The organism is Flavobacterium sp. N1994, from assembly GCF_025947145.1.
Taxonomy (GTDB): Bacteria; Bacteroidota; Bacteroidia; order Flavobacteriales; family Flavobacteriaceae; genus Flavobacterium.
Map to the genome: position 1 here is coordinate 1,082,929 of NZ_CP109999.1, position 22,259 is coordinate 1,105,187.

Genomic DNA, 22,259 nt, shown 5'->3' on the forward strand with positions numbered 1-22,259 from the left:
AAAATGTTAGACAAAATTTTATGTGTAGATGATGACCCAATTACACTCATGCTTTGTAAAAAAGTAGTGGAGAAGGTTGATTTTGCAAGAGAAATAATTACTGTTAACAATGGAGAAGAAGCTATTATCTATTTTGACAATTTATTTGAAAGCAGAAAGAATAATGATTCTGTAGTATATCCAAAATTAGTAATCTTGGATTTAAATATGCCTGTAATGGATGGATGGGAGTTTTTGGAATGCTATATTAGCAAAGATTACCATAAAGTATTTGATTCAACCAGGTTCATCGTTCTCTCTTCTTCTATTGATCCTTACGATATAAACAGAGCTAAAACATACCCAGTAATAGGTTTTCTTTCAAAACCAGTAACAAAAGAAATGTTAGAGAATTTAAAACCTCAATTTCCACAATAAAAAAACCTCTCGAATTTCGAGAGGTTTTTTTATATTCTAAAGTTTCAATTACAGTTTTGAAACGTGTTTTGTTAACTTAGATTTCAAGTTAGCTGCTTTATTATCATGAATGATATTTTTCTTTGCTAATTTGTCGATCATTGAAACAACAGCAGATAATTTTGCAGAAGCATCAGATTTGTCAGTCGCTAATCTTAATGCTTTTATTGCATTACGAGTAGTTTTGTGTTGGTATCTGTTTAATACTCTTTTTTTCTCGTTACTTCTAATTCTTTTTAAAGCTGACTTGTGATTTGCCATTTTCTTGTAATTTAAATTTAATTGTAATTAATAAAATACTAGTTAAAAAAGAAAAACCTCCCACAATTAAACATAATCACTTTGGTTTTAACTAATAAAACAAAAATTCGAGACACTGAACTCTTGTTTTATAAAACTAATTTACAACTAATTTGTAGCCCGTAGGGGAATCGAACCCCTCTTACCAGGATGAAAACCTGGCGTCCTAACCGATAGACGAACGGGCCATCTTTCTCAATGCGGATGCAAAAATACAACTATTTTTTATTTTCACAAGAGACTGAGATATTTTTTTTAATCTTTTTTTAATAAGCTTTCGCAAACAACACTCTACCAGTGGATTTAGCACCAGAAAAAATACACTTTCCTTCTTCCTCTACTCTATCTAATGGTACACAACGGATGGTTGCTTTAGTCAAATCTTTGATTTTTTCTTCTGTTTCTGGAGTTCCATCCCAATGTGCAGCAATAAATCCTGTTTTATTTTCTAAAACATCTTCAAATTCTTCAAAGGTATTTACCTCAGTTATATGTGCATTTCTATAATCTAAAGCACGATTAAATAAATCTTTCTGAATTTGCTCGAGTAAGTCAGAAATATAGTTAACGATACCCTCTTTAGGTTTTACTTCTTTGGATAAAGTATCTCTTCTAGCTATCTCAAAAGTTCCATTTTCTAGATCTTTTGGTCCAATCGCAATTCTTACTGGAACTCCTTTTAATTCCCATTCTGCAAATTTAAACCCAGGTTTTTGAGTAGTTCTGTTATCAAACTTAACCGAAATATTTAATTTTTTAAATTGAGCGATTAATTCATTAGCAACAGTGGAAATAGTTTCAAGTTCTTCATCTGTTTTAAAAATTGGAACAATTACTACTTGTATTGGAGCTAAGTTTGGAGGTAAAACTAATCCGTTATCATCTGAATGTGTCATCACTAAGGCTCCCATCAGTCGAGTAGAAACTCCCCATGATGTACCCCAAACATATTCTTGTTTTCCGTCTTGATTGGCAAATTTTACATCAAAGGCTTGAGCAAAATTTTGTCCGAGAAAATGTGATGTTCCTGCTTGCAATGCTTTTCCATCCTGCATCAATGCTTCTATGCAATAAGTTTCTTCCGCTCCAGCAAAACGTTCTGACTCGGTTTTTAATCCTTTAATTACTGGTATAGCCATAAAATTCTCAGCAAATTCTGCATACACATGCATCATTTTTTCAGACTCTTCTATTGCTTCTGCCTTTGTCGCGTGAGCGGTATGTCCTTCTTGCCATAAAAATTCTGCTGTTCTCAAAAATAATCTTGTTCTCATTTCCCAACGCACGACATTAGCCCATTGGTTAATTAAAAGAGGTAAATCTCTGTATGATTGAACCCAATTTTTATAAGTAGACCAAATAATTGCTTCTGAGGTTGGACGAACAATTAATTCTTCTTCCAATTTTGCATTTGGATCAACCATAAGTTTTCCTGGGCGCGATTCGTCATTTTTAAGTCGATAATGAGTAACTACGGCACACTCTTTAGCAAAGCCTTCTGCATTTTTTTCTTCAGCTTCAAACATGCTTTTGGGCACAAAAAGAGGAAAATAAGCATTACTATGCCCAGTTTCTTTAAACATTCTGTCTAATTCTGCTTGCATTTTTTCCCAAATAGCATAACCATATGGTTTAATAACCATACATCCTCGAACTCCTGAATTCTCAGCTAAATCAGCCTTTACGACTAGTTCGTTATACCATTTTGAATAATCTTCTGCTCTTTTTGTTAAGTTTTTACTCATTTTGAATAGTTTGGCATAATAATTGTTTAACTTTTTTTAACTAAATAGTTCGACAAAACTAACTATTTTTGTATAGTCCAACAATAAAAATGCTGTAGTTATGAAAACTTATTATTTTACCCGTAAAAAATTATCCATTTATTCTATACTTGGATTAGTTGTATTTGTAATTTCCTCTTGTGGATCTTATCAAAACAGTTCTTATTATGATAGTGATGGAGTTTATGGGAATTCCCAATCTAATAAAAGAGAAAGTTCAAACAAAAACTATTCTCAAAGCAATAAATATCAAGAGTATTTTAGTGATTTAAATAAAGACTCTCAAGTTTTTACTGATGTTGACAAATACAGTTCTGTAAGTAACGACACCATAAATAGCAGCAGCACTAATAATTACAATGCAAATAATTCCAGTTGGGGAAATAATCCACAAAGCGTAACAGTGAATGTTTACGATAGTAATTGGGGGTATGGTTATTGGAATAATTATTGGTACGGAAGTTATTGGGGATATAATAACTGGTATGGACCAAGTTTTGGTTGGGGATGGAATAGTTGGTACGGTCCAAGTTGGAGTTTAGGATGGGGTATTGGATGGAATAATTGGTATGGACCTGGTTACTATGGCTGTAACAATTGGTGTGGTAATTATTACAATAACTATTATTATAATGGAGGTAGAAGAGGAACTTCAAATGCTTATGCCTACAATGGATTTAGAGGAGGAAGAAGTTCAAATTACAGTAGTATTGGAGGTGGTAGAAGTTCTATTTACAACGGAATGAGTGGTGGCAGAAGAAATTCAACTACAGAGTCTATGAATTCCTCTACTAGAAACAATTATTTCAATAATAATACAAGATCTTCAACTTCATACCCAGTTAGAAATAATACTAATTACAATTCTTCACCTACAAGAAATAATACGTATCAACAGCCAACAAGAAGTAATGAATCACAACCAGTTCGTACTTATACACCATCATCAAACTATGGCACCCGATCTTCATCATTTGGAGGAGGTGGTGGTTTCAGTGGTGGCGGTGGCGGAAGATCATCAGGCGGTGGTGGTAGAAGATAAAAAAAATGAATTATAAATATCTATACTATTTTAATCTGTAGTATAGATATTTTTTTGAATAAAAAATAAAACATTATGAAAAAGTACTTATCTATTATTATTGCTGGATTAGCGTTTTCAGCAACTCAAGCACAAGAAACAACACCAGAAGATGCACTTCGTTATGCAGTTGAAAGTTTAACAGGATCAGCTCGTTTCAGAGGAATGAGTGGCGCTTTTGGAGCAGTTGGAGGTGACTTATCAGCAATTAATCAAAACCCTGCTGGCTCTATTTTCTTCAATAATAATTATGCCACTTTTACAGGAACTAGTTATAATACTAAAAATGGTTCAACTTATTTTGGAAATAAGACTAATGACAACAGCAATACATTAGATATTAATCAAGCTGGAGTAGCATTTGTTTTTAAAGATAATAATCCGAAAAATGATTGGAAAAAATTTACTGTAGCGCTCAATTACGAAAACAATAATAATTTCGATAATAACATTTACTCCGCTGGAATTAATCCTTATAATTCTATTGATAAATATTTTTTAAGATTTGCCAACGGCTTACCTCAAGAAGGAGGAATAACCCTAAATACTCTTGAAAATGCTTATTTTGAAAATTTAAATTTTATTGATCAACAAGCTTTTCTTGGATATCAAGCCTATATATTTAATCCTGTAGATGGTACTAATCCTCAAAATTCAACTTATGTTTCTAATGTTCCAACAAGTAATAACTACTATCAAGATTATTATAATATCACAACGGGATACAACGGAAAATTTACTGGAAACTTTGCTACTGGATATAAAGATATTTTATTTTTAGGAATTAATCTGAACTACCATTACACTGATATTAAAAAAACATCATCAGTATATGAATCCTATGACACAACAAATTCTGCATCAGGGTTGCAATCTGTTCAATTTGATACAGAAACTCACACATTTGGAAGTGGTTATTCATTCAGCCTAGGAGCTATCGTTAAAGCAACTCAAGGTTTGCGCCTGGGATTAGCCTACCAATCTCCAACTTGGTATAGATTAAAAGATGAGCAAAGACAAGCAGTTTATGCTGATTGTCCAAACTGTGGTTCTAATAATCCAGTAGTATTTAATCCTGATGTGACTATGGTTTATTTGCCCTACACAGTTCAAACACCTAGTAAATGGACAGGAAGTATTGCTTATATCTTTGGAAAAAAGGGATTATTAAGTGTTGATACTTCCTTAAAAGATTATAGTAATACATCATTTAGACCGAAAAATGACTACCAGGGTATAAATTCTTATATGAGTTCTGTTTTAGATAAAGCATATGAGATACGTCTTGGTGGTGAATATAAATACAAAGAATATAGCTTCAGAGCTGGTTACCACTTCGATCAAAGTCCTTATAAAGTAGATTTGCCTTTTGGTGATCTGACAGGGTATTCTGGAGGTTTAGGATATACATTTGGCGATAGCAGAATAGATTTAGCCTACTCTTATGACCATAGAAGTATGAATCAAACATTTCTATCTTCAGGTATGACTGATGCCGCTAGGATAAGTAGTTACTACAACAATGTAACCATAAGTTACTCTATGAATTTTTAAACTTATAGACTCTCACTAAAAAACCATCTTCATCAATTGAGATGGTTTTTTTTATTTATAAAGAATGGGGACTCCTTTAAATTAAAATAAAAAGAGTAATTTTGCACGCCTTCAAAACAATCGGAATTAAAGCTATGAGAACTAAGTCATTAAAGAAGAATAAAATCAATGTTATCACTCTAGGGTGTTCTAAAAACACTTATGATAGTGAAGTCTTAATGGGACAATTGAAAGCCAGCGGAAAAGATGTTGTGCATGAAGAAGAAGGAAACATTGTTGTTATAAACACATGTGGTTTTATTGATAATGCCAAAGCAGAATCTGTAAATACTATACTTGAATATGCTGATAAAAAAGAAAAAGGGCTTGTTGACAAAGTATTTGTAACCGGATGTCTTTCGGAAAGATACCGTCCCGATTTAGAAAAAGAAATTCCAAATGTTGATCAATATTTTGGCACAACAGAATTACCATTACTTTTAAAGGCTTTAGGAGCCGATTATAAGCATGAACTACTTGGGGAACGTATAACAACTACCCCTAAGAACTATGCCTACTTAAAAATAGCTGAAGGTTGTGATAGACCCTGTAGCTTTTGTGCTATACCAATTATGCGAGGCAAACATATATCACAATCTATAGAAAAATTAGTAAAAGAAGCTGAAGGTTTAGCTAAAAACGGTGTGAAAGAATTAATTTTAATTGCACAAGACTTGACCTATTACGGATTGGATTTATACAAAAAAAGAAATCTTGCGGAATTATTGGAAAACCTTGTAAAAGTAGAAGGAATTGAATGGATTCGATTGCATTATGCCTTCCCTAAAGGTTTCCCAATGGACGTATTAGACTTAATGAAACGTGAACCAAAAATTTGCAACTATATTGATATTCCTCTTCAACATATTTCAGACAATATTCTAAAATCTATGAGAAGAGGTACTACCAAAGAAAAAACAACAAAACTCTTAAAAGACTTCAGAAAAGCTGTTCCTGGAATGACAATTAGAACTACTCTGATTGTTGGCTATCCCGGAGAAACACAAGAAGATTTCGAAACAATGAGAGACTGGGTTCAAGAAATGAAGTTTGAAAGATTAGGCTGTTTTACCTATTCACACGAAGAAAATACTCATGCTTATTTATTAGAAGACGATGTTCCTGAAGAAGTAAAACAAGCCCGTGCAGCCGAAATAATGGACTTACAATCACAAATTTCTTGGGATTTAAATCAGGAAAAAATTGGGCAAACTTTCAAATGCGTTATTGATAGAAAGGAAGGCCAATATTTCATTGGAAGAACCGAATTCGATAGTCCTGATGTTGATAATGAAGTACTTATAGACGCTTCCAAATTCTATGTAAAAACTGGTGATTTTGTCAATGTGAAAATTATAGATGCTACTGAGTTTGATCTTTACGGAGAACCTGTTTAATAGTTAAAGCTAATCCCAACTACTAGAAAGTTTTTACCAAAAGTTTCAGTGTTATTTTTGGCTCCATTATGAACAAAATTCAATGAAAGTGGCATAGAAATTCCTTTACCTAAATCTATTTCTTTTGTGGCTTTGATTCCCATGTTACAAAATGATACTTCGTCGTAATCAGCGTAATTGTAATAGGCAGCTTTATTATTGATAACAGCTCCAATGAAAGGGTCTAATTCAATTCCTTGTAAAGTTTTAATTAAAGATTTTTGAAATAAAGTTAGTGTGTAACCCAACTCAAAATAGGTTGTGTAATTTTGCTTGGGATTCTCTCCATTATTATCATATTGATAATCATTACCAGCAACAAGCGTGCTGATGGTAGCATTAAATGGATATTTGTATCCTTCTGAAAAATCAAAATACAAAATAGCGTCTACCGTTTTTACACCATCATTTCCATAGTTAAAAAACCTATTATCAACACCATCTACTCTATTAACGGATGGCCAATAATAATCCCAAAGTTGCACTTGTAAAAAATCATTTAATTGATACGTGGCATAAAAATCTATTTCTTGATAGCCTTTATAAAAAGTAGTCTCATCTGGATAAAAATAATCACTTTTAAAATTGGTCGTTCCCCAAAAGCCTAGAGTTAATTTAGGTGTAATTGCATATTCAATTGTAGGTTGCAATGCAACATAATCCCCTCCCCAGCATTGACCTCTCCAAAGATAACGACTGACCAAATCTAACTTTAATGATATGCTTTTCTCTTTTTCACTGCTTATACTATCCGTTTTCAATTGGTTTTCTTGTGAATACATTGAAGAAGAGAAAACTAAAAATAAAAACAATACCCTAAATTTCATAACTATTTTTTTTATTAAGATATTGATCTATTAGTTCAAATAGTCTCTCTCTATTTAATGGTTTTGTTATGTAATCTGTAAAACCAGCTTCCTCAATTCTTACTTTATCATCAGAGGAAGAATAGGCAGTTTGAGCGATAATTGGTAACATTGGACGCATAGGTAAAATTTGCTCCAAAGCTTCAAAACCGTTCATTAATGGCATTTTAATATCCATCAAAACCAAATCAATATTCGGATTATTGAGGCATGCATCTACGGCTTCCTGACCATTGATAGCTCTGATAATTTTGAAATTTGTTTTTTGCATCATCTTTTGGAACAACAAGAAATTAATATTGTCATCTTCGGCAATAAGGATAACTTGATCTTCTGATTGAATAACTTCGACATTATTTACAGGTTTTACAACTATATGTTCCGCTTTAGCATAAACCAATGGTATAGAAAAGTAAAAAGTAGAGCCTTCACCAATTTTTGATGACAAACTAATCGTTCCTCCCAATAAGTCTATGTAGGCTTTTGAAATAGCTAGACCTAATCCTAATCCGCCAACTTTGATGGAAATATCGCTATCAACACGTTTGAATCTATCAAAAATATTTTTATGATTATCTTCATCAATTCCCAAACCAGTATCTTTTACTGTAAAATGAATTAATTTATTTTCTTCGTCAATTTCAAAACCTAAAGTAACAGATCCTTTTTCGGTAAATTTGATGGCATTAGTCAACAAATTAATTATTACCTGTTTGAGTTTTATATCATCGGTTATAATATTAAACTCGGTCGGAACTTTACTTTTTATTAATTTGAAATCAATATTCTTATTCTTTATGGTTATTTTAACTGTTTCGTAAAGCTCATTAATACAGGATTCTAAATTAACAACAGCATGATTTGGAATGAGTTGATTCGAGTCTATTTTGGACATTTCAATCAAATCATCAATAATAGAAACTAGATTTTTACCACTTTTTTCAATTATATTTAGATATTCTAGTTTTTCAGATTTACTGATTTCAGTATTAATAATTAATTCTGTAAAACCATTAATGGCATTCATTGGAGTTCTTATCTCGTGAGATAAATTAGCTAAAAAGGATGATTTTAATCTATCTCCTTCTTCCGCTTTTATCTTGGCGTTGATTAATTCAATTTTTTGATTGCTATTCTCCTCAAATAAATCCCCTATATAACTGAACTCACCGGTAGTTTTCTTTAACTCTTTTATAGCTTTTCTATTCCCAGTTTCTAATGCTCTTCTTACCAAATCTAATGGGTAGTACACTAACCTTCTTGTATAAAATAAATTAATTAAAAGATTAATAATGAAGGCAACTATAATAACATATAATATACTTATGGCATTCTCAAAATAGACTTCAAACTTTCTTTTAAATAAAAAATTTCCAACGAATTGATTGTTATAATCGGTCAATTTGTACAAGGAAGTAATTTCATTTTTATGCTTTGGCAAAACCGGATTAGTATCGGTAAAAATTATTGTTGAACTGGTTAATTTTTCTAGGTTTTTAACATATTTAATATCTATCAATCTAACCACAAAAAAATAGCCCGCAGTTGGCGTTTTATTTTTCATAGGGTCATTTGACGCATGGATTGCGGCACCGGTTACTTCTACAATTCCTTCTGGAATTTTCATATAGAATTTATTAATCCCAACTTTATCTAGTAATTCCATTTCTTTTTTTGGAATAAAATCTAGTGTTTTAATTTTTGCTGTTGGTGTTCTAATGATAAAGTTCTTTTGGGCATCATAAGCGCCTAAGTAATCCGCTTCATAGATTTCTAATTCATTTCCTATAGTACTATTGTACCAATTTTCATCTTTTGATTTGATGAAATTCACAAATTCGTCCCAATTGGTATCGTTATTTATAGCAACTAATATGGGCTTTGCATTAACTTCAAGTAGTTTATTTATTTCGTGATTAAACTGTTCAATCGTATGCCCATAAACTTGTGTTTCTGCTTTTTTGGTATAATAAAATAAGGCGAAGTAGAGAAGGATAAAAAAAATGCTGGAAGAAAATATTAACCAAAGTATTTTGGGAAATGTCTTTTTTACTGTCATTATTACGGATATAGATAATTATTTTGCTGAGCATTAAAAATATGTTAAAAAAACGGAAATAACTACCCATAAAAATAAAAACAATCAAGAAGTTATTAAGAATTTAGAATAGTTTCTTGGCCTCACAAAATCTTAAAAAAAGACCATGATTTATTCATTTTTTAAAGACATTTTCACAATAAAAATTTAAATTTGTTATATATGATATTCGATAATAATTATGAAGATACTATTCTTGTTTTTGATAACTATGACCTCTATAACAAATGCTAATAGCCAAACGTTAAAAGAAGAATATAAAGAAAAAGCTTCTCAACATTTCTATAAAGAAGAGTTTAAAGAAAGTCTTGAATGCTATACTAAAATCATTCAATTATACCCCAATGATTCATCCGCTTATAACTTTAGGGGGCAACTTTATGAATTACTTCACGATTATAAAAATGCCATCGCCGACTACACAAAACAAATAGCAATTGACCCAACTTTTGCCGATAGTTATTTCTTTAGAGCTATGGCAAAAGAAAAAGTAAAAGACCATAAAGGAGCCATTTTAGATTATACAAAAACTATAGCATTAGAACCTAGAAATTCGGATGCTTATTATTTTCGTGGCCTAAATAAAGTAGCATTAAAAAACTTTAAAGACGTTATGAATGATTATGCAAATGCGATAAAATTAAGACCCGATCATGCTGAAGTATATGCTGATAGAGCTTCGCTTGAAATGCAATTTAAAGAATATAAAAAAGCTATGCTAGATTATAATAAAGCTATTGAATTAAATGACATCAATCCTGAATTCTATTTAAAGAGAGGCAAATTAAAAGTCAAAATTGGTCAGCAAAAAAGTGCTTGTGATGACTTTAAAAAATGCTGTGAATTAGATGAAAATTTTAAATCAAAATTACCTAAAGTTAATTGTAACTAATTACATAATGAAAAAAATACATTTTTTTAGTTTTCTTCTAATTTCAATTTTTGGTTATGCTCAGAATGAACCTGTCAAAATAGAAGGAGAAGCTCAAGGTACAACTTATCATATCACTTATTTTGATAAGAAAAATAGAAATCTGAAACCTGAAATTGAGAAATTATTAAAAGACTTTGATAAATCTGTTTCAACTTATATCCCCAATTCAATTATTTCTAGAGTAAATTCCAATCAAAAAAATGTCAAAGTTGACAAGTATTTTATTGCCTGTTTTAAAAAAGCCAAAGAAGTTTGGAAGAATACTAATGGTGCTTTTGACCCAACGGTTTACCCCTTAGTAAATGCATGGGGCTTTGGTCCAGGAAAAAAACAAAAAATTGAAAAGGAAAAAATTGATAGCATCCTTAAGTTTGTTGGTTTTGATTTGATTGAATTAAAAGGAAACACAATAGTTAAAAAAGATCCTCGAGTTGCCCTTGATTTTAACGCCTTTGCCCAAGGATATTCAGTGGATGTAGTTTCTGGATTTTTAAATTCAAAAGGAATTCACAATTATATAGTTGAAATTGGTGGGGAAGTTTATGCCAATGGTAAGAAACCAAATGGTGAGAATTGGAGTATTGGAATTGAAAAACCTATTGACAATAAAACGGAATTAAACCCTCTGAAAGCAGTAGTCAAATTAGAAAACTTAGCAGTAGCGACTTCTGGAAATTATAGAAGATTTATTATTGAAGATGGCGTTAAGTACGCTCATCATATAGATCCTAAAACAGGATATCCAACCAAAAATAATTTACTAAGCGCTTCTGTTTTCTCGAAACAATGTATCAGTTCTGATGCCAATGCTACAGGTATTTTAGTAATGGGATTAGAAAAGGCTAAAGCGTTTTTACAAAAGCATACTGAACTTCAAGCTTATTTGATTTATTCTGATGAAAAAGGGAATTATCAAATCTTTGAAACACCTGGCATAAAACTAATACTTTCTGAAGTAACTGATGAAGAATAAAAAAAGCATCCATAAATGGATGCTTTTTCCTAAAAACATAGTCTCAAAAAAATTATTTATCCAAAAGAACTTTATAAGTTGCTGTTCCTTTGTCATTAGTTAAACTAAAAATATAAATACCATTAGCAAAGGAAGATAGATCTATCTTTTTAGTGGTATCAATCAATGAAGAATCAACATCTTCGCTATAAACTACTTCACCTAAAATATTTACTACTTTAATATTGTTAACTTCATTTTTAAAATCAATATTAAAAATACCTTTTGATGGGTTAGGATAAACTACAAAAGCTGGTGTAGTATTAAAATCTTCAACACCTAAAGTTGCTGCCCAACTTAAAGAAATTGCGGTAAAGTTAGTGTCAGCTGCTGGAGTTTGTGAATCAGTATTTGGACCTTTAGTAAAAGGGAAATATCTTGTTGCTGTAGCGCTACTATGTCCCCATGTTTCTTGAACAACTACTCTATAAGATCCATCTGCTACAACTGTACCAGCAACGTTTGTTCCGTTCCAAGTGTATGTATGAGGTAAAAACGCATTCGCTAATGAATTAGGCGTTCCAGTTGCTCCTCTTCCCATTGTTGCTCCAGTAGAGGCATCTACAACGCTACTTCCAGATTTAGAAACCCAAGTTGCTAAATGATCATTGGTCCCACCTGCCCAATAACGGGCTTTAGTTTTAACAAAAGTTGAAGTTCCTGCAGTAGTTCCACATGGAGTACAACTTTCAATCCAAACAGCTATTACATATCTACCATCAGTTTCATAATTCCCTGAGGTATGCTTTGGACAAGTTAATGTAAATGTTAATGTTCCTGCTGTCTGAGCTGATGCTTTAAAAGAAAAACCGAACATCACAAATATCGTTGCAATACTTAGTATAATTTTTTTCATAATTAAAATGTTTTACTTTTTTGAACTAAATGAATTTCATTTAAGTTCTTATTATTATTTATTTTCAAGTGGTAATTTAATAGTGATTTTAGCAGTTTCTGCTAATGTTTTTTTGGCTAATGCAGGAACTTCAAGTTTATAATCAGCAAGTTTAATAGTGAAACTTCCAGCAATATTTAATTTAGCACCTTCACTAGTAACAGTCATTTTAGTTTTTACTTTATTAGTCACTCCGTGAATAGTCAAATCACCTTCTACATCGTAACTTCCAGTTTTTCCATCATAATTTAAAACCTTTCCCTTGAAACTTGCTTTAGGAAGTTTATCACTTTCCATATAGTTTTCATTGAAATGTTCTTCCATTAAAGGAGATTTGAACTTGAATGATTTTACCATAGCTTGAACAACAACTTCACCAGTAGATTTGTCAAAAATACTTGAAACTGTTTTGTTAGTTCCTATAACTTCGTCCATAGCTCCAGGAACAGTGGCGTCAAACTTAATCTCTCCAACACGTGTCATCATTTTTTGAGAAAATGCTGCTCCACCTATTAAAAGAGCTACTACTATAATTGCAATTTTTTTCATAATTATTTTAATTTATTATTGTTGGATAAGCCCTTGATCTATCCATGCATTAAACATATCTATTTGTACTTGAGGTAATTTACCTGTTTGTGGCATTAATCCACATGAAGAGCCATCAAGTCTACAAGCAATATTATCAGCATTATCAACTACTTGTTGATAGGTTTCTAATGGAGAATCTGGTCGAGTCCCATTGACACTATGACATGATACACATTGTGCAGTCATTATTTGTTTTATTTTACCTTCATACGTTGGATTGGCAACAAAACCTGAAATACCCGAATAGGTATTCGATTCGCAAGAAACTACTAATGTTCCAATGGCTACTAAAAAAAGAATTTTTACTGTTTTCATATTGTTAAAAAGCTCTATACATGTTAAACCCAAAATAAATACTTCCTCCTGCGTCCCATCTTCCTGTGGTGTTGGTAAAATAAGCAACATCATTCATAGGCTGAGAACTAGAGAAAACTAACTGAAATACGTGACCTCCTGTTTCTATATCAAAACCGGCTGTTAAAGGATTGTGATAATATTCATGCTCTACTGGAGTTAAACGAGCAGCATATTCTAAATTAAAACTAATTCTTTTAGATAATTTACATCTTCCGCCGAAACCAATAGCCATTTGATCTTTTCTATCTGTCCCTGGTTGTAAATCATATAAGTTTTTGTGAATAAACACTGGATTAACTTCTAATGAAATGGCATCAGAAAATTTTCTTGAAATAAGTAATTGACTAGTAAATGCGAAACGATTTGATTCTTTAAAATCTGGATACAAATTAGGATCAAATTTAGAGGAATTGATGTCCATTGTATTGTATCCTACTATAGTAAATGGAAAACCGTTCTCCAATTGATTCGCCAATCTATATTTGATAGAAAATTCGAATGTTTTTTGATAAGTGTGGCGAGACAATCCTAAAGACAACCAATCCGTTGCTCCATAAATCCCACCTAATCTTGTTAATGCATTGTCTAGACCAAAGAAATTATTGATTCCTTCTTTTAAATCACCAAAACGGTGAGAAACTAGAAAATACCACTCATTTTTGGCTGGTAACTTAGTGGATTGCATATTACATACTTGCAATCCTTTAAATGCTGCTGAAACAGCTAGTTTTTGTTTTGGCACTGAATCGAGTTCACTCATTAAATCCTGAGCACTTGCTGCATTAAAAGCAAATATCAAGAAAGCTGAACACGCAATTTTAATTAATTTCATCTTGAGTTTATTTGTTATTTGATTGGTTACATTGGTCTAATTTTAATTCCCCTAAAAGATCATCATATCCTACTACTCTTCCTTTAATAGTCACATTTTGACCATTTTTTATAGTAGTATCAGCTGAAGAAAAATTACAATTAACAGCATTATCTAATATCACTTCTTTATCGTTAACAGAAGTTACAGTTCCCGAAATAGCAACTGGTTTTTCTAAATACTTTTTGTTAGCAGCATCAACGTTTGAAGTAAACTCAGCAACAATGGCTTTTGTTGTTATTGTAAAGGCAGCTTCTTCTGACTGGATATCTCTTTTGCCTCCGTGGTAAGCATAATAGCGAGCTCCAAAAAAGCCTCCTACTGCTATGACTACTAATAGAAGTAGTATTTTGATTGTTTTATTCATATATAAAGTATTTAAAGTGCTTATAATTGTAACTTATTTTAATCTCAAATCTTATTTCATTAAGTGAAAATTGATTATACAACTAAATGATATTGCTTATATGATGGTTAAAACAAACATGACAAATAATACCCCACCCAAAATTTAAAAAAAAGTCTATAAAAGTGAAAAAAAATAGATAAAAGGACCAAATCAAATTAAAATTAAGCCAAATTCTTTCAAAATAGCAATTGGTTTAGAAAACCAAAACAGCTCAAAATCATCAAATTGCGTTTCAAAATCCGTTTTTAGTTGAATAAAGGTAACTTGCATTTCCTTATTTGGGGTAGCATAATAATTTTTAATTGTTATATCATCCAATGTTCTTAGTAACCAATTGGCTTTGTCTTTTTCTAGTGAAATTTCGAAAGTCTCTTTTTTATCATGAAAGGTTAATTTCATCATTTCCCATGAATTTCCTTTCTTGTATTTACTATAAATTTCAGTAATTGGTTTGTTTCCTAGCCAAATAATTTTAGCCGAAGGTTTTATCGTGAACTTATCTTCTTTTTCAAGACAAGAAATAATATAATCGGAAGGAATGGTAGCATTTGGGATTTTGAAATCAAACCAATCTTGTAATTCATAATCAAAACAAATTCCGTGCATGTAATTGAACAAGGATTTCTTTAATCCAAAACTGAATTTATCATGATTGATTCCGGTTTTATCTTTGAATTGAATATCGTTGTTGGCAAAAGTTATTTCATTTATTTCAGGAATAACACCAAATTCATCGGGAAACATTCCCACTGGACTGTGAGCTGTCATGGCAAATTGATGCCAAAATCCGGATTGTAAAACCCCTACTTCAAATAATTGACGTACCATTTCTAAACTATCTATTGTTTCTTGAATAGTTTGTGTTGGATAGCCATACATTAAATAAGCGTGAACCATAATGTCAGCTTCAGTAAAGTTTCTTGTTACTTGGGCTACTTGTTCTACCGTTACTCCTTTTTGAATTAACTTTAACAATCTATCAGAGGCTACTTCTAGTCCGCCTGAGACGGCGATACATCCTGAAGCTTTTAGCAATAGGCATAAATCACGAGTGAAACTCTTTTCAAAGCGAATGTTGGTCCACCACGTGACAATTAGGTTTCTGCGAATGATTTCTAGAGCTAGTTCTTTCATTAAAGCGGGCGGTGCTGCTTCATCTACAAAATGAAAACCATTTTCCCCTGTTTGCGCTATCATTTCCTCCATCCTATCTACTAAAGTTGAAGCAAGAATAGGTTCGTATACTTTGATATAATCTAAAGAGATGTCGCAAAAGGTACATTTTCCCCAGTAACAACCGTGAGCCATGGTGAGTTTATTCCAACGGCCGTCGCTCCATAGGCTGTGCATTGGGTTGGCTATTTCAATTACTGAGATGTATTTCTCTAAAACCAAATCAGAATAGTCAGGGGTGCCTACTTGACTTTGCTTGTAATCAGGTTTTGAGGTATTGTTTTTATAAACTACTTCGTTGTTTTCTAGAAGAAAGGTTCGTTTGAATTGAGATTCTTCAGTTCGTTCAGAATGACAAACGTTGTGGTGTAATAATTCGACTGGGAGTTCGCCGTCATCTAAAGTGATGAAATCAAAGTAGTTGAAAACTCTTTTATCTTTTAAATCTCTTAGTTCCGTATTGGGAAAACCGCCTCCCATGGCTGTCTTTATATCTGGAAAATGTTTTTTTATGAACTGTGCACATCGAAAGGCGCTGTATAAATTCCCTGGAAAGGGGACTGATATGAGCACTAATTTCGGAGAAACTTCCTGAATTCTTTCTTTTAGGATATTTAACGTGATACCATCAATATAGGTTAGCTCTTTTTGGAGATGGTCATGTAGTTCATCAAAAGAGTTGGCGCTTCTACCTAACCGTTCGGCGTAGCGACTGAAACCGAAGTTTTCATCTATGCAGGCTACTATGAAATCGGAGAGATCTTCTAGGTAAAGTGTGGCAAGGTGTTTCGCTTTGTCTTGCATTCCCATGGAACCAAAGGCCCAGTCCATGTCATCTAGTTGTTCGAAACGAGACCCTTCGGGAAGGAAGTTACCAGAACAGATTTGGCGTGCCAGTGTTTGACTATTACCTTGGAGAAATTCAATTACGGCATCGATAGTATTGATGTATTCTTGTTTTAGCGAATAGATTCGTTGTAGGTTGTGGGTTGTAAGTTGTGAGTTGTTGTCAGCAACTTGAAAAATATTGGTTAAACCTTGTTTTGAAAAGAGTTGGAGAATGACTTCTATTCCTAAATCCATTTGGAAGGCGGCAATGCCTTTGGTGTTTAGAAAACCTTTCAGGTATGCTGTAGCCGGATACGGTGTGTTTAGCTGTGTGAAGGGTGGCGTGAGTAATAGAAGGTCTTTCATGGATGGGATATCGAGGAACAAAATTACTCCATATTTTTTATGATGTCGTGGATTTGCTGAATTTTCTCGGCGGACATGGCATTAATCTTACCGATGATTTCGTTGGAGATTTCGGGTTTGGTTAAAGTATGTAAGGCGTGGTCTTTGGTGAGATTGTCTTTGGTATTGGGACGAAAGTCTAGGATATCATTGGGCGTACAATTGAAATCTTTACAAAATTTTTCTAGACGTTCGAGGTTTATTTCTTGTACTCTATCATTGGTTAATTTAGTAGCATAACCAGCGGAGTATCCATTATTTACTAAATAGCTAAAAGGCTTAGTAATTCCTTTTAGTTTGAAAATTCGGGAGAAATTAAAGAAAATCATAGTGGTTAGTTTAAAAAATCAGTCATTAGTACTAAAAATTACATGCTAAGATATGAAAAAAAAATAATTAGTAATAAGTAATTAGTAAATAGTTATAAAACTAAATAGATAAGTTGTAAAATATTATTAATCTAATATAAAATATAATAATTAAATTATAATAATAAAATATTACAATATAATAATATAATAGTTAGTTTTAAAAATAAAGTAATAAGATATAAAAATAAAGTCGTTCGATATACATTAAACTCTTGTTGCCTTGCGTTTTTAGTGCTAAAAAATTTACCTTTTTGATTGATTTTTTTTAGTTTTTAAAGAATTATCTTTATTTTTGGTTCCCGACTAGCTGACAGTAGTTTGGTTTTTAATAAAAATTAATGATTTGTTATGTTAGTTACAAGCCCTTTGAAGACAATTTCTTTTATTGCCCTCTTGCTCTGCTGCAGTGCTGCAATGGGTCAGCACAAAATTATTTCTAAAAAAACTACTGCTCCTTTTTCACTTGATGGAAACCAAAAAATTGAGGACCGCAATGGTCGTTTGATTACGGATCCTTTGGCGCGAAAAGCTTTTTTTGAAAAAAGACAGAAAGCCATTGATTTGCAAAAAAAGAATAGCGTTTCCGCTTTGGCTTCGCTTCCCTCTGTGCCCTTGTGTTCTAATGGTGGTTTTGAGGAATTTGAGACTTTAGGAAGCGTTAATGTGTTGAAGAATTTCGAGACTACTTCGGGAGACCCTATTAATCCTATGCAATGCCGGCCTATTGATGATCAAGCTAATGCTAGAATTAAGCAATATGATCCGGCGGATTCTGGTTTGATGGCTTCTACAGTTCCGTCTAATTTTATTGATGAATTTATTGGTAACATTAATGCTTTTGATCAATATACTTTAAAGATTAATTTTAAAGAATCTTCTACCAGCTTAGGATTGGTGCAAGCCAAACGCTTTAAAACGAATAATGAGAATCAGTTAAAATTCAATTATAAAGCAGTACTTCAGAGTATTACTGGAAGTGATCACGACAATGAGCAACCTTTTCTGAAGGCTAGAATAATCAATAATGCCGGGGTTATAGTAGATGAATTTTGTTTGATTGGAGACCCTGCCAATTGTATTTTTACGCAGGCTCCTGTCATTGAGGGCGGTAGTATTATTTTGTATAATCCGAATTGGCAATCTGGTATTTTAGATATCTCGAGTATCCCGAATAATCAAGATTTTACGGTTGAGTTTATGGCCTCGAGATGTGGATTGAATGGGCATTTTGGCTATACTTATATAGATGATATTTGTCTGTTACATTCTAATGAAAGTTTACAAGGCAGTATTGAATTAGATCCTTTGAATAAAGTCTGTCCTACCCTTCCTATTTCGGTTTGTGGTAAATTTACTTTACCTACCTCAGGAGGAGTTAATGCTAATGTAACCTCGGTAGTTTTGAATGTTAGAGATGCTACTAATGCGATAGTGTATACTTCACAAACGCCTGTATCGCTTGATATTGCTACCAAGAGATTTTGTTTTGATATTGCCGCTTCTAACTTACCCAATGTTCTTACTGGTACGTATAACGTTAGTGTGACGATTAATTTTGGCATCCTTCAAACGAATTGTTCTGGGGCTACTTTTAATGCAGCTACTGATGATGATGCTAATCCGGGTTGGGATATTTGGTTTTTGAATTGTGCCAATTGTGCTATCAATGTTCAAACTGCCAGTCTTACTTTGTGTGATACGAATCATGATGGAAAAGAATTTTTTAATCTGTCGAATGCCAATGTGCTGGTTACTACTCCTCAGGCTGGGTTAACTTTTAGTTATTACGAATCTTTGGCTAATGCTACGGCAGACACCAATCCGATTACTACCTTTTTGAATTATGATAGTTACTCGACTACCATTTTTATAAGGGTTACTTTGAGTGCTACTTGCTATAAAATTATTCCGATTCAATTGGTTGTGAAAAATCCGTTTGTAAATATTAGCGGTATCTTGAATGTGTGTAGCGGAAGTACTGTATTGACGGCTACCCAAGGTGCAAGTTATTTATGGGCGGGCAGTTTGCAGACTATGCAAAGTATTTCGGTAACTTCTATAGGGTCTTATTCGGTAACCGTTGTTGACAGTAATGGGTGTTCTGCTACTGGTTCGGTAACCATATTAAGTAATAATGTGGCACCGTTGCCTTCTATTGTGGTTACCCAACCTACTTGTTTCACTAGTACGGGTTCGTTACATGTGACCTCCCCTGCTTCAGAATACAGTTTTGACAATGGTGTTACTTGGGGTCCAAACGATACCATGTCTAATCTTCCTTATGGTACTTACAATGTTAAGATTAGAACCTTGGCGGGTTGTACTTCGTATAGTTCTGCTGTTAGTATTATCCCTTATTTATCCTTTTTTCCTTCATTTACTAAAGTTGACCCTACTTTTTGTGGTGGATTGGGAAGTATCACTATTACGACTACCGCTGCAGAATATAGTTTTGATGATGGCGTAACATGGACCACTAATAATGTTGCTAGTGGACTTCCTTCGGGTATTTATTTGATTCGAACCAGAGATGCTCAGGGTTGTGTTTCTAATTTTAATAGTGTTGATTTAAATAGTGAGTTTTTATCGCCTCCTCTTTATATCAAGGACAATCCCTTTTGTGGTAATCTGGGAAGCATTATCATTACTACACCTGCTAGCCAATATAGTTTTGATGGTGGAACCACTTGGCAAACTTCGAATACTTTAGGGAATTTGACTGACGGAAGTTACCTTATTAAAATAAAAGATGCACAAGGATGTACATCGCCTAACGTTTATGTTTATTTAACTAATCTAGAGGACAGTTACCCAGAGTATGATTTGATTGAAGCTGGTTGTGGCACCTATGCTACGTTAACCATTGAAACACCGGGAGATTTTTATAGTTTTGATGGTGGGTTGACATGGACTACAAACCCTGTGCTTGCTAATTTAAATGGGCCAGCTAACTTTAGTATCGTGGTAAAAAAAGCTACTTGTATTTCACGTACACGATATGTTTACTTGTACTCGCATTATCTTCCGATTCCTGTGACTAGTGATTACCAGACTACACTTTGCGATGCGTTTAATGACGGTTCAGAGAATGTTGATTTGACTTTGTATATTTCTAACTTGATTGCTAATTCGAGTAATTACACTTTTGCTTATTATACTAGTGCTTTATACGCTGAAACTCCAAATTCATCGGGTATTATATCCAATTTTACGTCTTATAACATGAGTAATACCAATAATACCGTTTATGTTAGAGTCACTTCTTCAGATGGTTGTTATAAGGTAGCGCAACTTAAATTTATTTTCATTGATTCGCCAAGAATACATATGCAGGATTCCTATCCCGTGTGTGAAAACAGAAATGTTTTGATAGACGCTGGGCTTGGGTTTGATAGTTACTTATGGTCCTCAGGACAAACCTTTCATGCTATTCCGATTGCGCAACCGGGGAATTATACCGTTACTGTGACAGAAAATCATGGCAGTTTGGTTTGTGATTCTACGAAGAGTTTCTCTGTGTTTTTATCTAATCCAGCTACAATCACCTCTATTAAAACTATTGACTGGACTGCCAATCAAAATGTGATTGAAGTCTTTGTCACTGGCATACGTCCTCAAGATTATGTTTATTCCTTAGATGGTATAACCTATCAAGAGAGTAATTTATTTGAGAATCTTGTTCCGGGTATTTATCAAGTATTTGTTAAGGATAAAAATGGATGTGGTATTGTAACGGACGAAGCTTTGTTATTAAACTATTCTAAATTTTTTACGCCCAATAATGATTCCATTAATGACACTTGGTACATTAAGTTTTCGCAATTTGAACAGGAATTTGATGTAAAAATATTTGACCGTTATGGCAAGTTACTTAAAACCATGAATAGTTCTGAAGCATGGGATGGCACTTATAATGGTTATATGATGCCTTCTGATGATTATTGGTTTTATGTAACTCGAAAAGATGGTAAAGTTCACAAAGGTCACTTTGCTATGTTGCGCTAATCAGCGTTTTACTTTTCGTCTTTTTTTCTATCGGCAATAAACTTGTTAAGTTTTTTACCGTAAAAAGATTTGGCGATTTTTGGTGTCATTGATTTTTGAATGGTGTCTAAAAATTTTAGATTGATATCGTAAATCTCGGCCAAAGCCACATACGGAGCTACTTCATAATCTGCGTGATTGACTGCAAAATTGGTAGTGTACAGGTATTTTCTTTTTAAGATGTCTTTTTGTTCTTCATCTATTTTATTGACTTCCTCCGTTTTTTTATCTTTTACTGCTTTGAATTTCTTTTCAATCAAATCTAAATCCTGATCTACAAATCTTGAAACTACTTTTCGGTATTCCTCATATAACTCTTGATTTTTTGAACCTGTGATTTTAGCATCGGCCGTAAAAAAATCCAATGAGCTATCAATGTTAAGATGGCCTTGTTCAGCAAAAAACGGAATGTTATTATCCAGTGAATTGGTCACTCCACGATCTAAAAACAAGTATAACATTTCGGGAGATTGCAAATCAAATTCGCTGGTAAAATGGGAATCACCATTAATTTTTATGGTATCAATAGCGACTAGGGCTGTGTCTTTTATTCTTTGAATGTATAGAGTTCCTTTTTTTAATCCTTTAATGTTTCCCGTTAAAACAAAGTTCTTGGTTGATTTTTTTTCAGTACAAGAAATCAGAACCAGTATAGAAAACAGAGCAATTAGTGATTTACGCATGATTTAAAATTTTGGCAATGATACTAAAAAAACCTCAATCTGATTCACAAATTGAGGTTTTGAAGTTTATTT

19 protein-coding genes and 1 tRNA gene are annotated in these 22,259 nt (G+C 32.8%); 7 read left to right on the plus strand and 13 right to left on the minus strand.

Going from position 1 to position 22,259, the window contains the following annotated elements; translation table 11 throughout:
* Positions 1–3: 3 nt before the first annotated feature.
* Positions 4–417 carry a response regulator gene (locus OLM53_RS04950; RefSeq protein ID WP_264521939.1) on the plus strand — a complete coding sequence of 138 codons (414 nt, stop codon included), beginning with the start codon at positions 4–6 and terminating at the stop codon, positions 415–417.
* Between the two features lie 48 nt (positions 418–465).
* Here the strand turns inward: OLM53_RS04950 and rpsT are convergent, their stop codons facing one another.
* The 3 genes from rpsT to proS form a co-directional block, all read right to left on the minus strand.
* A complete protein-coding gene (gene rpsT / locus OLM53_RS04955) occupies positions 466–717 on the minus strand; it encodes a 30S ribosomal protein S20 (RefSeq protein WP_236400231.1) in 252 nt (83 codons plus the stop codon).
* A gap of 155 nt (positions 718–872) precedes the next feature.
* Positions 873–944: transfer RNA gene (locus OLM53_RS04960), tRNA-Glu, on the minus strand.
* 78 nt (positions 945–1,022) lie between these two features.
* Entirely contained in the window at positions 1,023–2,501 is a 1,479-nt protein-coding gene (gene proS, locus OLM53_RS04965) for a proline--tRNA ligase (protein WP_264521940.1), read from the minus strand.
* Between the two features lie 100 nt (positions 2,502–2,601).
* Here proS and OLM53_RS04970 point away from each other — a divergent pair, with 100 nt between their 5' ends.
* From OLM53_RS04970 to rimO, 3 genes are all read left to right on the plus strand, one after another.
* Positions 2,602–3,582 carry a hypothetical protein gene (locus tag OLM53_RS04970; protein WP_264521941.1) on the plus strand — a complete coding sequence of 327 codons (981 nt, stop codon included), beginning with the start codon at positions 2,602–2,604 and terminating at the stop codon, positions 3,580–3,582.
* Between the two features lie 75 nt (positions 3,583–3,657).
* The gene (locus OLM53_RS04975; protein WP_264521942.1) at positions 3,658–5,175 is read left to right on the plus strand and encodes an OmpP1/FadL family transporter; all 1,518 of its coding nucleotides are present in this window, start codon (positions 3,658–3,660) and stop codon (positions 5,173–5,175) included.
* Between the two features lie 134 nt (positions 5,176–5,309).
* Positions 5,310–6,611, plus strand: coding sequence for a 30S ribosomal protein S12 methylthiotransferase RimO (gene rimO / locus OLM53_RS04980; protein ID WP_264521943.1), 1,302 nt, complete (start codon positions 5,310–5,312; stop codon positions 6,609–6,611).
* On the opposite strand, the gene OLM53_RS04985 is transcribed toward rimO, so the two are convergent.
* Positions 6,608–7,477 (minus strand): TorF family putative porin, encoded by an 870-nt coding sequence (locus OLM53_RS04985; protein ID WP_264521944.1) that lies wholly within the window; start codon positions 7,475–7,477, stop codon positions 6,608–6,610. The genes rimO and OLM53_RS04985 overlap by 4 nt on opposite strands.
* Entirely contained in the window at positions 7,467–9,575 is a 2,109-nt protein-coding gene (locus OLM53_RS04990) for an ATP-binding protein (RefSeq protein ID WP_264521945.1), read from the minus strand. The genes OLM53_RS04985 and OLM53_RS04990 overlap by 11 nt, the downstream gene beginning before the upstream one ends.
* A gap of 220 nt (positions 9,576–9,795) precedes the next feature.
* Between OLM53_RS04990 and OLM53_RS04995 the strand changes: the two genes are divergently transcribed.
* Both OLM53_RS04995 and OLM53_RS05000 read left to right on the plus strand, forming a co-directional pair.
* Positions 9,796–10,506 carry a tetratricopeptide repeat protein gene (locus OLM53_RS04995; protein ID WP_264521946.1) on the plus strand — a complete coding sequence of 237 codons (711 nt, stop codon included), beginning with the start codon at positions 9,796–9,798 and terminating at the stop codon, positions 10,504–10,506.
* Positions 10,507–10,513: 7 nt separating this feature from the next.
* Complete coding sequence (locus OLM53_RS05000) at positions 10,514–11,521, plus strand: FAD:protein FMN transferase (RefSeq protein ID WP_264521947.1); 1,008 nt, start codon at positions 10,514–10,516, stop codon at positions 11,519–11,521.
* A gap of 52 nt (positions 11,522–11,573) precedes the next feature.
* Here OLM53_RS05000 and OLM53_RS05005 read toward each other — a convergent pair whose 3' ends face one another.
* From OLM53_RS05005 to OLM53_RS05035, 7 genes are all read right to left on the minus strand, one after another.
* The gene (locus tag OLM53_RS05005; RefSeq protein ID WP_264521948.1) at positions 11,574–12,416 is read right to left on the minus strand and encodes a T9SS type A sorting domain-containing protein; all 843 of its coding nucleotides are present in this window, start codon (positions 12,414–12,416) and stop codon (positions 11,574–11,576) included.
* Positions 12,417–12,470: 54 nt separating this feature from the next.
* Positions 12,471–13,004 carry a YceI family protein gene (locus OLM53_RS05010; RefSeq protein ID WP_264521949.1) on the minus strand — a complete coding sequence of 178 codons (534 nt, stop codon included), beginning with the start codon at positions 13,002–13,004 and terminating at the stop codon, positions 12,471–12,473.
* A 15-nt stretch (positions 13,005–13,019) separates the two neighbouring features.
* Positions 13,020–13,361 (minus strand): hypothetical protein, encoded by a 342-nt coding sequence (locus OLM53_RS05015; protein ID WP_264521950.1) that lies wholly within the window; start codon positions 13,359–13,361, stop codon positions 13,020–13,022.
* Positions 13,362–13,365: 4 nt separating this feature from the next.
* A complete protein-coding gene (locus OLM53_RS05020) occupies positions 13,366–14,235 on the minus strand; it encodes a DUF5777 family beta-barrel protein (RefSeq protein ID WP_264521951.1) in 870 nt (289 codons plus the stop codon).
* 7 nt (positions 14,236–14,242) lie between these two features.
* A complete protein-coding gene (locus OLM53_RS05025; protein WP_264521952.1) occupies positions 14,243–14,641 on the minus strand; it encodes an OB-fold putative lipoprotein in 399 nt (132 codons plus the stop codon).
* Between the two features lie 192 nt (positions 14,642–14,833).
* On the minus strand, positions 14,834–17,050 hold the full coding sequence (locus OLM53_RS05030; protein WP_264521953.1) for a B12-binding domain-containing radical SAM protein: 2,217 nt from the start codon (positions 17,048–17,050) through the stop codon (positions 14,834–14,836).
* Positions 17,051–17,073: 23 nt separating this feature from the next.
* Positions 17,074–17,418: a helix-turn-helix domain-containing protein gene (locus OLM53_RS05035; RefSeq protein WP_264521954.1), complete on the minus strand. Its 345-nt coding sequence runs from the start codon at positions 17,416–17,418 to the stop codon at positions 17,074–17,076.
* Positions 17,419–17,808: 390 nt separating this feature from the next.
* Here OLM53_RS05035 and OLM53_RS05040 point away from each other — a divergent pair, with 390 nt between their 5' ends.
* Positions 17,809–21,465: a T9SS type B sorting domain-containing protein gene (locus OLM53_RS05040; RefSeq protein WP_264521955.1), complete on the plus strand. Its 3,657-nt coding sequence runs from the start codon at positions 17,809–17,811 to the stop codon at positions 21,463–21,465.
* Between the two features lie 8 nt (positions 21,466–21,473).
* Here OLM53_RS05040 and OLM53_RS05045 read toward each other — a convergent pair whose 3' ends face one another.
* Entirely contained in the window at positions 21,474–22,187 is a 714-nt protein-coding gene (locus tag OLM53_RS05045) for a DUF4369 domain-containing protein (RefSeq protein ID WP_264521956.1), read from the minus strand.
* Positions 22,188–22,259: the final 72 nt, after the last annotated feature.